The organism is Bacillus sp. ES1-5, assembly GCF_022487605.1.
In the GTDB taxonomy this organism is placed as follows: domain Bacteria; phylum Bacillota; class Bacilli; order Bacillales; family Bacillaceae_G; genus Bacillus_A; species Bacillus_A wiedmannii.
The window spans coordinates 357,516-374,939 of record NZ_JAKVPU010000004.1; the positions used below are offsets into that span (position 1 = coordinate 357,516).

General features: G+C 35.8%; 12 protein-coding genes. 4 read left to right on the top strand and 8 right to left on the bottom strand.

Annotated elements, in window-relative coordinates:
* Nucleotides 1–107: 107 nt before the first annotated feature.
* Genes MKO96_RS16250 through MKO96_RS16260 form a run of 3 tightly spaced genes read left to right on the top strand, consistent with a single transcriptional unit; the run spans nucleotide 108 to nucleotide 3,877 of the window.
* Entirely contained in the window at nucleotides 108–1,646 is a 1,539-nt protein-coding gene (locus tag MKO96_RS16250) for a spore germination protein (protein WP_240588083.1), read from the top strand.
* Nucleotides 1,643–2,740 carry an endospore germination permease gene (locus MKO96_RS16255; protein ID WP_240588084.1) on the top strand — a complete coding sequence of 366 codons (1,098 nt, stop codon included), beginning with the start codon at nucleotides 1,643–1,645 and terminating at the stop codon, nucleotides 2,738–2,740. Before MKO96_RS16250 ends, MKO96_RS16255 begins: the two co-directional genes overlap by 4 nt.
* Nucleotides 2,741–3,877, top strand: coding sequence for a Ger(x)C family spore germination protein (locus MKO96_RS16260; protein ID WP_240588085.1), 1,137 nt, complete (start codon nucleotides 2,741–2,743; stop codon nucleotides 3,875–3,877).
* 79 nt (nucleotides 3,878–3,956) lie between these two features.
* Here MKO96_RS16260 and MKO96_RS16265 read toward each other — a convergent pair whose 3' ends face one another.
* The 4 genes from MKO96_RS16265 to MKO96_RS16280 all read right to left on the bottom strand — a co-directional run bounded on the left by MKO96_RS16265 (nucleotide 3,957) and on the right by MKO96_RS16280 (nucleotide 10,270).
* A complete protein-coding gene (locus MKO96_RS16265) occupies nucleotides 3,957–4,091 on the bottom strand; it encodes a hypothetical protein (protein ID WP_001116179.1) in 135 nt (44 codons plus the stop codon).
* A 57-nt stretch (nucleotides 4,092–4,148) separates the two neighbouring features.
* The gene (locus MKO96_RS16270) at nucleotides 4,149–7,511 is read right to left on the bottom strand and encodes a tubulin-like doman-containing protein (protein WP_000175132.1); all 3,363 of its coding nucleotides are present in this window, start codon (nucleotides 7,509–7,511) and stop codon (nucleotides 4,149–4,151) included.
* Nucleotides 7,512–7,584: 73 nt separating this feature from the next.
* The gene (locus tag MKO96_RS16275; RefSeq protein WP_240588086.1) at nucleotides 7,585–9,684 is read right to left on the bottom strand and encodes a vWA domain-containing protein; all 2,100 of its coding nucleotides are present in this window, start codon (nucleotides 9,682–9,684) and stop codon (nucleotides 7,585–7,587) included.
* A gap of 250 nt (nucleotides 9,685–9,934) precedes the next feature.
* Nucleotides 9,935–10,270 (bottom strand): hypothetical protein, encoded by a 336-nt coding sequence (locus MKO96_RS16280; RefSeq protein ID WP_064476959.1) that lies wholly within the window; start codon nucleotides 10,268–10,270, stop codon nucleotides 9,935–9,937.
* A 134-nt stretch (nucleotides 10,271–10,404) separates the two neighbouring features.
* Between MKO96_RS16280 and MKO96_RS16285 the strand changes: the two genes are divergently transcribed.
* A complete protein-coding gene (locus tag MKO96_RS16285) occupies nucleotides 10,405–10,794 on the top strand; it encodes a hypothetical protein (RefSeq protein ID WP_087981478.1) in 390 nt (129 codons plus the stop codon).
* 40 nt (nucleotides 10,795–10,834) lie between these two features.
* On the opposite strand, the gene MKO96_RS16290 is transcribed toward MKO96_RS16285, so the two are convergent.
* The 4 genes from MKO96_RS16290 to MKO96_RS16305 form a co-directional block, all read right to left on the bottom strand.
* A complete protein-coding gene (locus tag MKO96_RS16290; RefSeq protein WP_240588087.1) occupies nucleotides 10,835–11,554 on the bottom strand; it encodes a class I SAM-dependent methyltransferase in 720 nt (239 codons plus the stop codon).
* Nucleotides 11,555–11,702: 148 nt separating this feature from the next.
* The gene (locus MKO96_RS16295; protein WP_240588088.1) at nucleotides 11,703–13,409 is read right to left on the bottom strand and encodes a peptide ABC transporter substrate-binding protein; all 1,707 of its coding nucleotides are present in this window, start codon (nucleotides 13,407–13,409) and stop codon (nucleotides 11,703–11,705) included.
* A gap of 285 nt (nucleotides 13,410–13,694) precedes the next feature.
* Complete coding sequence (locus MKO96_RS16300; protein ID WP_240588089.1) at nucleotides 13,695–15,401, bottom strand: peptide ABC transporter substrate-binding protein; 1,707 nt, start codon at nucleotides 15,399–15,401, stop codon at nucleotides 13,695–13,697.
* Nucleotides 15,402–15,708: 307 nt separating this feature from the next.
* Nucleotides 15,709–17,412 (bottom strand): peptide ABC transporter substrate-binding protein, encoded by a 1,704-nt coding sequence (locus MKO96_RS16305; protein WP_240588090.1) that lies wholly within the window; start codon nucleotides 17,410–17,412, stop codon nucleotides 15,709–15,711.
* Nucleotides 17,413–17,424 lie beyond the last annotated feature (12 nt).

A 17,424-nucleotide genomic window follows, 5' to 3' on the forward strand; every position in this document is an offset into this window, starting at 1 on the left:
TAGCGTTAAAGATAAAAATATACAATATAAAATTTAAACTACGCATATGTCAGCACGGAACTATCCATAATAACCCATATAAAACATAACAAGGAGTAAGCGAACAAATGGGGTCTTTTAATAAATGGATACGTGGTGAAAAATCTTTCTCTGCACAAGAACAAGCTGATCACCTTTTAAATAAATCTATCTCTCCCTCTCTTTCCATTAATCTAAAGCACTTGTCCAAACTTTTTAGCGGTATTCCAGAATTAATTACACGTACTTTTCCGTTAAAAAACGGAAAAGAAGCTGCAATTATATATATGGAAGGACTTGTAGACAAAACTGTTATCAACATTGATATTCTTCGCCCTCTGCTATTTAAAGAGTGGAATGAAGATGATTGTTGGGAATCCTCAGTTACAGTCGGGAATATAAAGAAAGTTCAGCAGTGGTCCGATATTGAACAGTCCCTTTTACATGGTAAAAGCATTTTATTTATAAATGGACAACTTACAGCATTAGAACTAGATACGCAATCGGCGCCAAAAAGAAGTATTGAAGAACCTACAACAGAAACTGCTATAAAAAGCTCACACGAAGGATTTAATGAAGTAGCGAGCGACAGTCTTGCACTTATTCGTCGATATATTCCAAATCGCGAATTGAAAGTGAAGGAATTCACTGTTGGTGAACGAGCTACTTCAAAGGTTTTTTTGCTGTACTTAGCAGACGTTGCAAACGAAGACGTTGTACAAGAAATGGCATGCCGTATCGAATCAATCAAAGTGGATGCCATTATTACTACCGGAGAATTAGAAGGGTTTGTTGAAGATAATTCCTATACTCTCTTTCCACAATTATCAATAACCGAACGCCCTGATACAACAGCCCATCACATTTTGGATGGACGAATTGCTGTTGTTGTAGACCACTCACCCGGCGTATTAATTGGACCTATGACCTTTTCATCTTTTTTTCAGACGATAGATGATTACAGCTTCCGACCAATGATTCCATCTTTCATACGACTACTTCGTTTTACCGGACTATTTATTGCAATATTTGCTCCAGCTCTTTATATTGCTATGATTTCCTTTCATTATGAAGTGATTCCACTTAAATTATTGTTAACAATTGGAGAATCTCGAGCTAAAATTCCTTTCCCCCCTATATTAGAAGCACTTTTGATGGAACTAGTACTTGAAATGCTCCGCGAAGCTGCGGTTCGGCTTCCTGGTCCTGTTGGACAAACGATTGGAGTCGTAGGAGGGATTGTCATTGGACAAGCTGCTGTCCAAGCAGGAATAGTAAGTAATGTTATGGTTATCGTCGTATCTATTACTGCAGTCGCTTCTTTTATCATCCCTAACATGGAAATGTCAGCAGGAATTCGGCTTCTTCGCTTTCCAATGATGATAACCGCTTCTTTGTTTGGGGTCATTGGAATTATGGTCGGGATGGCAGTTATCATCATCCATATTCTTTCTATGGAATCACTTGGTGTTCCTTATGGTAGTCCTTTTTCTCCGTCATTTGCTTCGGATTTAAAAGACATTCTTGTACGTTTACCATGGAAAATAATGAAGAAACGACCACTATCCCTTAACTTAAAACAAGAGAATCGACAACGCGATATAGAAGAAACGGAGGAAGATAAGTGACAAAGCGTGCAAAGAGGGAGATTAGTTTATTTCAATACATTTTAACGATTAGTGGTGTTCAAGTAGGGTTCGGTGTACTTACACTGCCACGTGAAGTTGCGCAAGGGGCGAATACAGATGGCTGGATGTCTATTATAATAGGATGCGCTATCACTACTTTAGTCAGTCTGTGTATTGTGAAAATTATGGAAACACATCCCGGGTATACTTTACTTGATATGCTAACTCGTTATCTTGGGAAGTGGCTAGGAAGAGTAGCAATGATTTTTTGGATTTTATATGCTGTTCTTGCAGCTGTTTCCTTGATTTTTTCCCTCTTATACGTTATTCACATTTGGATTTTACCTAGATCTCCAATGTTTTTAGTCATGATATTATTATCTATCCCAATGGTTATGCTCGCATGTAAAGGTGTTCTTATTATTAGCCGCTATGCTGTTTTTACTGTCTTATTTACACTCTGGATGCCATTGCTATTATTTATCCCACTTAAAGACGGGCATTGGGTTTATCTTCTTCCTCTCCTTAAAGAGGGATGGCTACCAGTTTTCAACACAGTAAAATCAACTATTATTGCCTTTCTCGGATTTGAGTTTGCATTTGTCCTTTATCCTTATCTCAGTAATAAATCATCTGCAAAAAAAGGAATCGTTATTGCAAATATGATTACTTTATTCGTTTACCTGCAAGTTACGTTCGTTTCTTTCGTGTATTTTAGCCCAGATGGTATAACTAAGTTTTTATGGCCCACTCTTTCTCTTGTTACACCATTTCACTTTTCGTTTCTGGAACGGTTTGAAATTATCTTTTTGTCATTTTATCTCTTCATTATTTTTGATTCTTGCATTCCTTATATTTTCACTGCTTCAGATGGAATCAATCAGTTACTTAACAAAAAAGGGAGTTCATTACCTGTTTGGTTTTTATTATTCGGGTGTGTTTTCGTTTTATTTTTTTATATCCCATCCTCGTATCAAATAAGTGCATTGCGGGAATTTTGGGGAACTGCAAGTTATTTTATCGTTTTTCTATTCCCAGTCGTATTTCTCTTATACATGACACTTTATCAGCATTGGAAAAGGAGAAAAATTTAAATGAGACGCCTTATTTTCACTATATTTTGCTTTCTCATAACCTTTTTAACAGGATGTGGAGGAGATCGGCTCGACCTAGAAAAACAATCCATTTCCTTAATTTACGGGTTTGACGCAAAAGCAAAAGGAAAATTAATTGTGTACCACGTAAACCCTATTTTTAATGAAGATGTGGAGAAAAAATACGAAACTCATGAAGCGACAGTACATACCCCTCGAGAAGCAAAAGCAACATTTAATAGTTCAAGTAGCGGTTTAGTATCTACAGAAAAGTTACAACTCATTTTATTTAGTACGAAATTTTTAAAACAAGAAGGAGCTATGCCTTACCTTGATGTTTGGTATCGTGACCCTAAAAATACTGGAAATATGCGCATGGTTGCAGTAGACGGTCCAATCTCCTCAGTTATATATAATAATTTTAAAGATAAGCCTGCACTTCCTGAATATTTAACAGATTTAATTAATACGAACAAACTATACAATCGAACCACGTTTACGACATTCCATGAATTCCATAGGCAAACTTTTAATAAAGGTATAACACCTGCTATCTCAGAAATAAAAAAAGGTAAAAAAGATATTCTTGTTACCGGCTCTGCATTATTAACTTCTCGCGGAATCTATAAAATGTCTTTAAATCGATATGAAAGTGCCCTTCTTCTTCTATTACAAAAGAAAGCGAATATACCCGTTTCACTTACACTGAAAATCCCTTCTAATTCAGTTGAAAGTAATAGTCATCTAAAAGATACAGACGGCGACGATTTCGTAACAATAAATGTTCTTAGCATGAATCGTGACATTCACACAGGCTATCACGATAACCACTTCAACTTTAATATTGCAATGAATTTTAAAGTTTCCGTATCTGAACTTACATTCAACATGGATATAGACAAAGGTAGAAAGAAATTAACTGCACTTATTACAAAACAACTAAACAAAGATTTAAACGAGTTAATCCACAAAATTCAAAAACAGCAACTTGATCCATTCGGGTTTGGTGATTATGCGAGAGCATTTCAATATAAAGAATGGAAAACTGTCGAAGATGATTGGCCAAGTGCCTTTTCAAAAGCTAATGTGAAAGTAACTCCTACTATTAAAATTTTAGAAAACGGGATTATTAAATAGTAAAAACACGCTACTTGCTCTTATACGTGTAAAGAGTAAGTAGCGTGTTATCATTTTTATTTTGAAGCTTCTTATACAGTTATACTTCTGTTTCTGGTTCTTCGTTTTCCGCTTGTTCCAATCTTTGTTGCTCCGCAAGTTCGGCTGAAATCATTCCATAATAAATTTCTGGATACAATCCAAATATTTGATATACACTTCCTAAAAACGGCATCGGAATCCCTCTTTTCTAAAGTTGTATTGCCACTTTTAAGGATTCCCTTTTCATTCATTATACATTCGTTTTTGGCGTTTCTTCTTCATCATGAACGCTTAATAAATTTTGCCACTTTTTATAAGGAGCACTATTTGGATCTACATAACCTTTCGCGTACGAACGATCCCACAATTGTTTAATAAACATTTCTTTTTCTTTCTTTGCCACCATATCGGCACCTGTACCGTAGTAGTTTTGGAAATATAACTCAATTTCATCAAGGAACAATCTTAATAATTCATCAGAAGTTTCTTCTAACGTTGGATCATATTTCGCCTCACGGTCGTACATTAAAATCATATCTAAAATATTATGGACATGCTCTTTACGCAGCCATCTAATATCTTGAGCGCCTAATACGAACGGATGTGTATATAAATGTCCGCCTTGTATCATCGCCTTTTCTTGTTCTTCTTCAAATCTGGACAAGATGTTTTCATAAATAAATGGATTATGAAGCAATGCCCTGTGCAATTTGTAACTTTCGCTTGAAATATTTTTCCCCATCGACTGAATTAAGAAGCTACGTCCAACGCCGTTATATTGATAGACGAACTGGCCATCAACAGCTACTAAACTAATCCAGCGATACATATACGCATATAGAAGAGCGCGATTACATTTATCGTAATCTAACTTCGTTTGCGTTGCATTTAAGTCTGGCATGAAGGCTGGCAAGTGCCAGTATTTATCTAAATGTGGCGTTAAACTAGACTTTTTACTATTCAACTTGTTCACACGGCGATAGTAAGACTGAAAATAATCACCTTTATCATTCATAAATCCATTTGCAATATGCCCTGAGGAAAGCTTAGGAAAGTCTTGCAATGATAAACCGTAATGCGCACGATAACAAATGACTTCAAATGGCGAAAAAGCTTCATGTACTGTATCTTTTTCTTTAAACATTTCTTGAATTAATTCTTCTTGCAGTTCTTTCTTTAAGGATGGATGTATACCCCAATATTGTAATTCCCTATGGTGGGAAACTTTCGGAACGAATGGACTTGCTAAATGGAACAAGTCTTCAATTTTTTCACGGACATATTCATCACGATCACGCTTCTTATAATCCGCCTCTTTTCGTAACGCCTCAACGATATTCAGCTCTAATTTATCACGATAGCGTATTTGTAATTCATCGTAGCAATAACTTAGTATGTGCTCACGATAAAAGTCTTCTACCTTTTTCGATTGAATCTCTTCTGTTTTCGCATCCCGGCAATATTCTCCGTATAAACTCATATAAATTTCCGCAGATATATCTTTCGGTAATACACCTAAATTCAAATGTTGTTGCATATCTTGCCATATCTTTTCTTGCAACTTTTCTTCAGCTAATACGTATACATTCGTTGGGTTTGTTTTCCCTTCAAATTCCTTGCTTCGTTTTTGAATTTCAAACAATAAATTTTCACGCGTTTCATGTAAATTATCAAAAAACCTTTCCCAATATTGAATCATTTTATTAACTGCTTGATAAAGCGATTGATAAACGAGTTCTAATAGCATTTCTTTACGATACTCGTTTAATTTGTGTACGTACTGCGTTACAATATCTTCAAATTCTTTTTTAAACAAACGCTGCTGATTATTCATCATTTTTCCAAACCAGCCTTGTTGCTGCGCGATTTCTACTCGGCGAACAGCTGTTACTGTTCCATCAATATTACTTACATTAAATTTCTTATCGTAGTTTTGAATTAAATTACGCTTTTGTTCATTATTTTCATGTAGTCGATTCATTTTCTCGACTAACTGCTTTCGAATTTCATACAACATAAAACGAGCTGATACTGGATGAACAGGATCTGTTTTCTTTAAAAACCATGTATTTAATTGATAGGACTGCCCTTCAGAACCACTTGGTGAAAAACGGTCTGATTCAATCATGTCATACAATAGTGTCGTTACATGCTCATGTACGCGGCTCGGAATCGCATACGCATATAAACGAACCGCATGATCCACCCTTGCTACTTCACCTTTCATTTGCTCCATCATTTTCAATTTTGCAGCCGAAATTTTACACTCGTGTTGCAGACGGTTTAATTCCTCATCTTTTTGCACCGTTCGCTGTACATAGCTTTCTACAGCCTCTAAAAACAGTTTAGATTTCGCCACACCCACTTTACCGCCCTCTGCTCCTTCACGCGTTTCATTGTACATTTGTCTATAGAAAATATGGGCCTGTTCTGGACGAGTAGCAAGATGTTCTAAGTCTTCTAAATAACTTTTCCCACGCTCTGGCTTTTCACGCTGCATCCCACGTTTTACATCTTGATCATATCTTTGCTTCTTCTCTTGAAACAATTGATCTAAATGAAGCCACGATTCATCCAAACCTTGCACAGCCCATTTTAAAGCACAATATTTTAACACGTGCTCATACGGATAAATAATCTTTGCCGTTCCTGCCCCGCAATATCGTCCTTTCCCGCTTGATTCTGCTAATTGCTGAATTTGATTATCTTCCTGTGCAAAATGATTTGCAGACATCGGACTGAATAACTGTAAATAAATCGTATTTGCCATTTGCTCCATATAATCTGATAAATTGTGCAGATGGTGTCCATGTAGATTTTCGTAATCGTATAGGAAACAATAATTGTACGGTAAATGATGTTGTTTAATCGTATGATTCGTTCTTCCGTCTTCATCTACTTGATCAGGTCGATATTCTAATTCAATCGTCACACCGCCGCGTTTTGATAATTCTCCAGTGGAACCGAGTGTAATGGCATGTAATTCTTTTAACGAGGCATAGCCGTTTGCTTGCACCGTTTCAAACTCTTTCGCACTAACCGTTCTCGTCTTAACTAAAACGTCAGGCATTAAAAACGCACCACGTATTAAAATGTTGTGATGCTGCAGTTTTTTACGAAGCATTTCACGTAAATATAACGCAATTTGTAGAAACATCCCTGAACCTGTTCCGCCCGCTAGTGATGTTACGATAATGACACGCACTCCATATTCCGTTTGATCGCTTGTAACCGGAAAAATCTTCTCGATTTCTTGCCAAAAGGATGTCAATTTATCTTCTTTCATCGCAGCAAGTAACGCTAAACGGGAAATGACGCGTAACTGTCCTGCCCCTTCTGTCAGTGGTTTATCAAGTATAGTCGGGTCCATCGGAAACCACTCTGGAATCGTCGGATCTCCCGCAATATACTCTCTTGGTGTTTTACTAGAACTCGTTTGCGTCTTAAACTTTCGAATATGATCAAATTTACTCAATGTATTCACATCTGTATCAAATACGTGCATTGCTACCTTTTTTCGGCGCTCCTCAGGTAGCCTTTCATATATTTGATGTGTCACAGTACTACCGATTCCACCTAAACCAATTAATATCGTTGGAACTTGTAACGTCATGTGAACCACCTTCCTATTCTTGCTTGTTTAAAAAGAGGGGAGAAAGATAAGACTCCCTCCTTTTCCCTATCTACTATTCACATTCATATTTGTAAATTTCTTTACCATACCCTCTATCAATTACTAAAAGTTCATTTGGATATAGCGTCTTATGTTCCATTCCAACCTCATCTTCTGTTATAAACATCCCATCAATAATCATTCCTACTACTTGTGACTCTTTCGCTACAAATATTGATTTCGATCCTTTCTTTGCTATAAACGTAACGGATTGCACAGTCTTTCTTTCTGCTCGGAATGGAATACCAAAATAGTGCTTCCACCATTTATTTTTAAGTAATTCTGGCTCAGATTGATATAACCAATCTTTCGCTACCTCTTGATCCCATTCGTAATACAATAGTGCTTTTCGGTGAAATCTTGGACGAACAATCCATCCTAAAACGATTATTCCTACTATTAACAATAATAAAGTGATAGGAATAACAAACTTAAAAATAAGCGCATATTTTTCATAAAACGGTGCATTTTGAATATGAAGTGATATATTTTTCTTTACTTCTTGTAATTTTGAATCTTGTATAGTGATGGTAGCTTCTACGGTGCCGGTATCTGTAAAATTGAATGTGTCGGAGTAATGAGGGCGAGGATAAATATAAATTTGATTATCCTGTTGTTTTATTTCATAGTTGATTGATTGTTTAGATGTGACACCAGTAGATTTTAATAGTTTCTTTACAGCTTCTTCTGTCATCGGCTTACCATCTAACTTTGGTTGTATAATAAACGGTTTACTATTCTCTAAATTCGTTACTTTTTCCTCATAATCTTTCGTAATAGTTTGCAATGATAATTTTGGTTTTTCAGTTACTTCGATTTTAAATTCCTTCGTCTGTCTGTAAAACCCCTTTATGTTCATATGAACTTTCCCGCGAACTAACCCTTTATCGATCTTCGTTTCGTAGTAAAATACATGTTTTTTTTCGTCCCACTTCATCGGGTACTGTTTTCCGTCTATTTCTACTTCTGACTGAAAATATGAAGACTGGATTGGTAATTCCGTAGGCTTCGCTTCAATAACAGCAGTAACACCTTCGTACATTTTCTCCACATTTTTTTGACTACTATCGTCTTTGTCATAAGTAGAAACAGTATAGTTAAGCGCCGGTTCAACTAGTACTTGTAAGCCTTCTTTCTCAATATCTCGATCCACTTCTATCGTATACGTTCCTGGTTTAATAACTTCCTGATTTTCCGTACTTATATGAACTATATTTCCGAATAATTTCGCTTCTCCTGGTGCATGTATGGAATAAGAAGATTGTAATTGTAATGGTTTAGAAATTTGTGTGACCTGATAATTAGACAAAGAAGGCGATTGTCGTACAAGCGTCATACGCTTTAACGGAAATGGCGTTGTAATCTCTACTTTCTTCCCTAATACTTTCGTTTTTACAATCGATTCAACAGAGGAGAACGGATCACGGTTGGCAACTAACGCTGCTACTTGATTGACGCTTTTTACAATACCATCCTCTCCACTAGATGGCATCGTAACTCCGTTTATCTCTTTCTTCCATATTTCTTTAAACGTATTTAGTTGTGCCTTTTCTTGCTGTCCTAAATCCTCTTCCATCGTAATTAAAATTGGATGTAACGATATCTTTTTTGCATCCATATCCTTCTTAAATTGTGCTAACTTCTGTGTAATTTGTTCTTTTCCGTCAACTTTATCTTTCTCTAAATCATTAAATGCCCCGTCAGTTAAAACAATAAGCCAAAATTCACGTTTCCCATCTATATCTGCTTCCTTTTTTATAGATTGCATCGCCGTTTCCACTGCGCTAAACGGAGTATTTAAATACGTTTTCCATGCTCCAATTCCCTCAATTTCTGTTTGTCTCTTATCCTTCGTTAACGAAATGTTTAATGAATCATTCGGCTTGCTCATTGGAACATAAGAGAATTTATCTTTTTCATCTAATAGCGCAACTAAACTTTGCAAAGCATAATTGGCATATTTCCAGCGATCGTTATTTCTCATGCTGCCCGAATCATCATATACAAGTGAAACGACCCTTTCCTTTGCCTCCTCTCCTTTTGCAAAAGTCCAAAAAGGATGTAACCATATAAATAGAAACAACATAAATGTGGCACAAATTCGAATTTTCATGCTGAGGCTTCGCCACCTTTGTAGACAAATTCCTATGTTTAAATTTATGAGAGGATACAAGATATATGACTTGTATTTTAGGACAACTAACGCATCATAACTTTATTATGTAAACAGTTATATAAACTGAATATGATTCCTTCTAACGTTTTCTACCCGATAAAATAAGTAAAAAAGCCTGTTTAAGCTCTACACTTAAAACAGACTTTTCCTACTTTTCATATTGAAAACACATATTAAAAAGTTTGATTTATTGCTTCACATACACTTCAACAATCGGATTATCTTTATTATCCGCATGTAAGCGTAAATTCTCTTCACTTGTACTATAAATACTAGCTAATAACATAATCGTTAACACATTAGGAGTTTTTGCATCGCTCCCATATTTCCTTTCCAGCGCTTCCTTATATTCAAAATCCAAATCCCCCTGCACATATGTATACACTTCAAAACCATCTTCTAAATTGCAAACTACTGTATCAATAATGTCTGCCCCAACTTGCTTCTTCATTTCCTCTCGCAAAGCTTCAATAAACTCTTCCCACGGTACTTCGTATATCTGAAACTGATCTGTAGATTTCATTGCCTTTTCCTCCTTATATATCCTTCTCCTATATTTCCCCTTTCTATAACAATTATGATAGATAGGACATTCGTACAAGCCGCACTTCTCCCCATTACATATCGTATTACTGTAATGGGGAAGGAGGAAAGAACATGCATAGACAAAAATGTTACAATACGTGCCAACGTTATTTCGGTAAAGTCGTTCGAATTGAAGATCGTGATGGTCGCATTCATTTAGGCAAAATAATTGATGTGACAAACAGCTCTGTATGGATTGAACCGGTGCAACAGCGCTCATCTTTTGATACAGGATTTGGATACTATGACGCATATGCAAACGGTGGTTGTGATCTTTGCGGGGGCCTTAACAGATGTGATAGTTGCGGATTTGGTTGTGGTGGTGGATTCAGCGGCTGTGGATGTGGCGGTCGTGGTTGCGGTAGTTGTGGCGGCTGGGGAGGCGGCGGTTGTGGCTGGGGTGTTGAACTCGGATTTGGTTTCATCTTCGGAATTACATTAGCTGCATTATTTTTCATTTAACATAGTAAAGAGTTGACTACCTTTAGTCAACTCTCTTTCTTTATTTTTCACATATAAAAATACGATGCCCTAAAATATGTTGGTACATAAGTCGTACATTTTCATGCTGTACCCATGCCTCATATAATTCATTTGGAATATGCGAGGATACATTCCATTCTGGCTCTTCTATATAGCCTGAGATTGTTTCTGCAATTGTACTACCACCAGCAATGGTAATCCGCTTAAAGTTTGCTTTCTGAAATAATTGTACCCACTCACTCTCAGTTAATAGTTCTTTCATCCCGTATAGTCGGGCGATTTTTTCTTCTTCACTCTTCCCAAGGTGGGCATTAATAATCATTTCAATGACAACTAGCTTTCCATCCTTCTGTAATACACGATAGCACTCCGATATAACCCTTTCTTTCTCTGTAAAAGCGAGTATCGATTCTCCGAGTACGAACTCAAATGAGTCATGCAAACAAGGTAATTGCTCTACATTCCCCTCAATTAATTGAATGTCTAGTCCTTCAAACGCCCATCTATCTTTCGCCTTTTGAATCATAATCTCATTCTTTTCAACCGCCGTTACTTTATAACCACACTCTTTTGTCATATACGCCGCTGTTTTCCCCGTACCGCATCCTATCTCAAGGACATTCGCTCCATATTGAAAAGGTAGTTGTGCTAACAATTGTTTCGTTAACGTAAAACCACCAGGATGAGCACTCCCTATTCCGTAATAAGCTAGGAAATCGATGTAAGCATTTCGTTCCATGGGATTCTCCCTTTTTTATTTTATATATTCGAGGAAGAAATAAAAGTGCATAGAAAAAGCATTTTCAAGTGCTCTAATACCGCAACTTGAAAATGCTTTTTTTCTTATCCCACTATTAACCAGGCAGCCTGATTAAGGTTTCACTTTATTATTTCTCTTCTACATACGCCCATTTGAAACTATATTCCGGACTAATATTATGTTTCACAATTCCCTTTACAGTTGGCTTCATTACATATGATCTACCATTTTGATATAAAGGTACAAGCGCTACATCATCTTCAAGTAATATTTTCTCAGCCTTTCCTAACTCAGTCCAACGTTTTTTTGCATCCGCCATCCATTCTGTCTTACTTTTAGTAATAATGTCATCATATTTTGAATTTGAGTAGCTCATCTGGTTCTGCGAATTTTTTGTTTCAAACATATCAAGATACGTCATCGGATCCGCATAATCTGGATTCCAGCCACCATATGAAAAATCATAATCTTGGTCTGATTCTAATTTTAGTTTTTGCTTAAATGGTTGCAGTTTAATATTTACTGTCACGCCTTTTAAATTCTTTTCAACTTGATCTTTTACATACTCCCCAACTTTTTTCGCATTACCAGTATCATAATTTAACAGTTCAATTGTGACTTGATCTTTTCCAAGTTCTTTTTTCGCTTCTTCCCAAGCTGCCGCTGCCTTTTTGGAGTCTTGTTTTAAACCATTCTTAAACGTTTCTGCAAAATCTTTACCGTCTGGTCCACTCGCTAAACCTTTTGGTACTAAGTAATCCACTGGTTTTGAACCATCATTTAAAATGACATTCGTTAAAGCTTTCTTATCAATAGATAATGCAATTGCTTCACGTAGTTTTTTGCTCTTTAACGGTGTATCTTGCCCACCACGTTTTTGGTTTAGACGTAAGTAAAACGTACTTGTTTCCGAATATGCGCCAAACTCCTCTTTATTATTTCTATATTTATCAACAAATTCACCTGATAAAAGTGCAAAATCAATCGCACCTGTATCATATAAATTAACTCTAGTAGCTGGTTCTTTTACTACACTAAAGTTGATTTCATCTAGTTTTACAGTCTTTTTGTCCCAATACTGATCATTTTTCTTTAATTTCCAGCCTTGCTCATGCTTCCAATCAGTAAGAACGAAAGGCCCGTTATATACTGTTGTATCAGACTCTAAACCGTATTTATTCCCTTTTTCTTTTACGAACTTTTCATTTAATGGATAGTAAGACGCAAATGCCATTAAGTTCAAGAAATACGGTACTGGTCTTTCTAGTTCAACTTCAAGCGTATAATCATCTACCGCTTTTACACCTAATGTAGCAACTTCTGCTTTTCCTTGATTAATTGTTTCTGCATTTTTAATATAGTAAGCAATAAATGCATACTCAGCAGCTGTTTTTGGATCTACTAGACGTTGCCATGCAAATACGAAATCTTTCGCCGTTACTGGATCACCATTTGACCACTTTGCATCTTTACGTAGTTTAAACGTATATTTTTTACCATCCTCACTTTTTGTGCTAGATTCTGCTACAGCTGGGATTGGCTTATTATCTTTATCAAGGCGATATAAACCTTCCATCGTATTCCCTAAAATTTGTGCGCCTAGTGTATCTGTACTTTTTGAAGTATCCATCGTCGGAATTTCATTCGTTTCTGTACGATTCAGCACTTGCTTCGCCGCATATTTAATATCAGATTTCTTCTCTTCTCCACCATTATTAGACGTTGTAGTCGGTTTCTTCTCCCCACCAGATCCAGAAGAGCATGCTGTTAAAGCCATACTCATTGCCAAAACTGGTGCTACAACTGCCGTGAATTTTTTCATCTTTTTCTTCATTCTTGTACCCTCCCCAATTATATGTACGAAACTAACTTTGAGAGATTTTCTATGAACATAATTATTAATACCTTTTCACCAATTAACACGCTATTAATTACCCTCATTTTTGAAGTTTTAATAATTTTATTTTTATAGTAACTATGTATTTTACTATTATTGCTATACGAATTCTCCCCCATCTACTATATGTCAGTACCACATTTCTTATTCTTCTCTATTTAATTGAATATAAAAAGAGCGTGTTAAAAATAACTTATCTATTTTTAAACACGCTCTTTTTTATTATTTACCTTCCGTTACATAAGCCCACTTAAAGCTATATTCTGGACTAATGTTGTGTTTCACAATTCCTTTTACATTCGGTTTCATTACATAGGCTCTACCTGTTTGATATAAAGGAACTAATCCTGCATCTTCTTCAAGGAACAATTTCTCTGCTTTTCCTAACGTTTCCCAACGCTTCTTCGGATCTGACAATAATTCATTACCCGCTTTTTTCACCATATCATCGTATTTTGGATTCGAATAACTCATTTGGTTATACGGGCTCTTCGATTCAAACATATCAATAAATGTCATTGGATCCGAATAATCTGGGCTCCAACCTGCAAATGAAACTTCATAATCTTGTGCAGACTCTAATTTTAATTTTTGTTTGAACGGCTGAATTTTCGTATTAACCGTTACACCTTTTAAGTTTTTCTCAATTTGATCTTTAAAGTAGTCAGCAATTTTTTTCGCAGTTCCATCATCATAGCTTAGTAATTCAATTGTCACTTGATCTTTTCCAAGTTCTTTTTTCGCTGCTTCCCAAGCTGCTGCACCTTTTTTCGGATCATATTTCAGACCATTTTTAAATGTATCTTGGTAATCTTTACCGTCAGGTCCTGTCGCAAGCCCTTTTGGTACTAATTGATCTGTTGCTTTTGAACCGTTATTTAAAATAACGGTTGCTAAACCTTTTTTATCAATTGATAATGCGATTGCTTCACGAAGTTTTTTGCTCTTTAACGGTGTATCTTGTCCGTTACGCTTTTGATTTAAACGTAAGAAGAATGTACTTGCTTCTGAATACTCACCGTACTCTTCTTTGTTCGATTTATATTTATCAACGAATTCTCCTGATAATAGTGTGAAATCAATTGAGCCTGTATCATATAAGTTTACTTTCGTCGCAACTTCTTTTACTACACTATAGTTAATTTCTTCTAATTTTACAGTCTTATTATCCCAATACTTATCATTTTTCTTTAGCTGCCATCCTTGTTCATGTTTCCATGAAGCCATAACGAACGGTCCGTTATACAACGTTGTATCTGCTTCTAAACCGAATTTATCTCCTTTTTCTTTTACGAACTTTTCATTTAAAGGATAGTAAGATGGGAATGCCATTAAGTTCAAGAAATATGGCACTGGTTTTTCTAATTCTACTTCTAGCGTATAATCATCTACCGCTTTTGCTCCTAAATCTGTTAGTGGTTTTTCACCTTTATTAATTGCCTCTGCATTTTTAATATAGTAAGCGATAAACGCGTATTCTGCCGCTGTATTTTTATCAAGTAAACGTTGCCATCCGTATACGAAATCTTTTGCTGTTACAGGGTCACCATTCGACCATTTTGCATCTTTACGTAATTTAAATGTATATTTTTTGCCATCCTCACTTTTCGTACTAGATTCTGCTGCAGCTGGGATTGGCTTATTATCTTTATCTAATCGATATAAACCTTCCATTGTGTTCCCTAAAATTTGAGAACCTAATGTATCAGTAGATTTTGAAACATCCATCGTCGGAATCTCTTGATTCTCTGTACGATTTAATACTTGTTTTGCTGCGTATTTAATTTCAGATTTTTTCTCTTCCCCACCACCACTAGACGTCGTAGTTGTTTTCTTTTCCCCACCAGATCCAGAACACGCTGTCAACGCCATACTCATCGCTAAAACTGGCGCTACAACCGCCGTGAACTTTTTCATCTTTTTCTTCATTTTTGTACCCTCCCCAATTATATGTACGAAACTAATTTTGATAGATTTTCTAATAACCAGTTATCAGAAAATTCTTATTAATTAATATTCTACTAATTTTTCAGGTTTTGTAAAGTTATTTTTAAAATATTCTAAAAATTATTTTTTTGTGATAGTAAATTTTTTTTTACAATTACCACTATACAAATTCTTCCTATTTACTATATAAGTAGCATTCCCCTTGTGCTTATTGGTTTGTTTACAATTTAATCTCATAATAAAAAAGCATTCCAAAAGTAGTCTACTTTCGGAATGCTTTTTTAACTTATTATTTTTCAGTTACATAAGCCCATTTAAAGCTGTACTCCGGACTAATGTTATGTTTAACAACACCTTTTACAGTCGGTTTCATTACATAAGATCTAGCATTTTGATATAATGGTACAAGTGCTACATCTTGCTCAAGTAATAATTTTTCAGCTTTCCCTAGTTCTTCCCAACGTTTCTTCGCGTCACTCATTAACTCTCCACCGGCTTTTTTAACCATTTCATCATATTTCGCATCAGAGTAGCTCATTTGGTTATGAGAGTGTTTAGATTCAAACATATCTAAATATGTCATTGGATCTGCATAGTCTGGGCTCCATCCACCATATGAAATATCATAATCTTGCTCCGATTCTAATTTTAGTTTTTGTTTAAACGGCTGCAGTTTAATGTTTACTGTTACACCTTTTAAGTTTTTCTCAATTTGATCTTTTACATATTCCCCAACTTTTTTCGCATTACCAGTATCATAGTTTAAAAACTCAATTGTAACTTGATCTTTTCCAAGTTCTTTTTTCGCTTCTTCCCATGCAGCAGCTGCTTTTTTTGCATCTGGCTTAATACCATTTTTAAACGTTTCTTGGAAGTCTTTTCCGTCTGGTCCATTTGCTAGCCCTTTAGGTACTAAGTAATCAGCCGGTTTCGATCCATCATTTAAAATAACATTCGCTAAATTCTTTTTATCAATCGATAAAGCAATTGCTTCACGTAATTTTTTGCTCTTTAACGGTGTATCTTGCCCACCACGTTTTTGGTTTAAACGTATGAAAAACGTACTTGGTTCTGAATATGTTCCAAACTCCTCTTTATTATTTCTATATTTGTCAACGAATTCTCCAGTCAATAGAGAGAAATCAATTTGGCCACTATCGTATAAATTCACACGAGTTGCTGGCTCTTTTACAACACTAAAGTTAATCTCATCTAATTTCACAGTCTTTTTATCCCAATATTGATCGTTTTTCTTCAGTTTCCAGCCTTGCTCATGCTTCCAATCAGTAAGAACGAACGGTCCGTTATATACTGTTGTATCAGACTCTAAACCGTATTTATCCCCTTTTTCTTTGACGAACTTTTCATTTAGTGGATAATACGACGGGAATGCTACTAAGTTTAAGAAGTATGGTACTGCTTGTTCTAATTCTACTTCAAGTGTAAGATCATCAACCGCTTTTACACCTAATGTAGAAACTTCTGCTTTCCCCTGACTAATTGCTTCTGCATTTTTAATCGGGAATGCGATAAATGCATATTCAGCAGCTGTTTTTGGATCTAATAGACGTTGCCATGCAAATACGAAATCTTTCGCTGTTACTGGATCACCATTTGACCATTTTGCATCTTTACGTAATTTAAATGTATATTTTTTACCATCCTCACTCTTCGTGCTTGACTCTGCCGCAGCTGGGATTGGTTTATTTTCTTTATCTAATCGGTATAAACCTTCCATTGTGTTCCCTAACATTTGAGAACCTAAAGTATCTGTACTTTTCGAAGTATCCATTGTTGGAATCTCATTCGTTTCTGTTCGATTTAGCACTTGTTTCGCTGCTAATTTTTCTTCTGATTTGCTATCCCCGCCAGAGCTAGAATTTGTGCTTGTCTTCTTATCTCCACCTGATGTAGAACATGCTGTCAATGCCATACTCATTGCTAAAACTGGTGCTACAACTGCTGTTAGTTTTTTCATTTTTTTCTTTTTCACTTTCTGTACCCT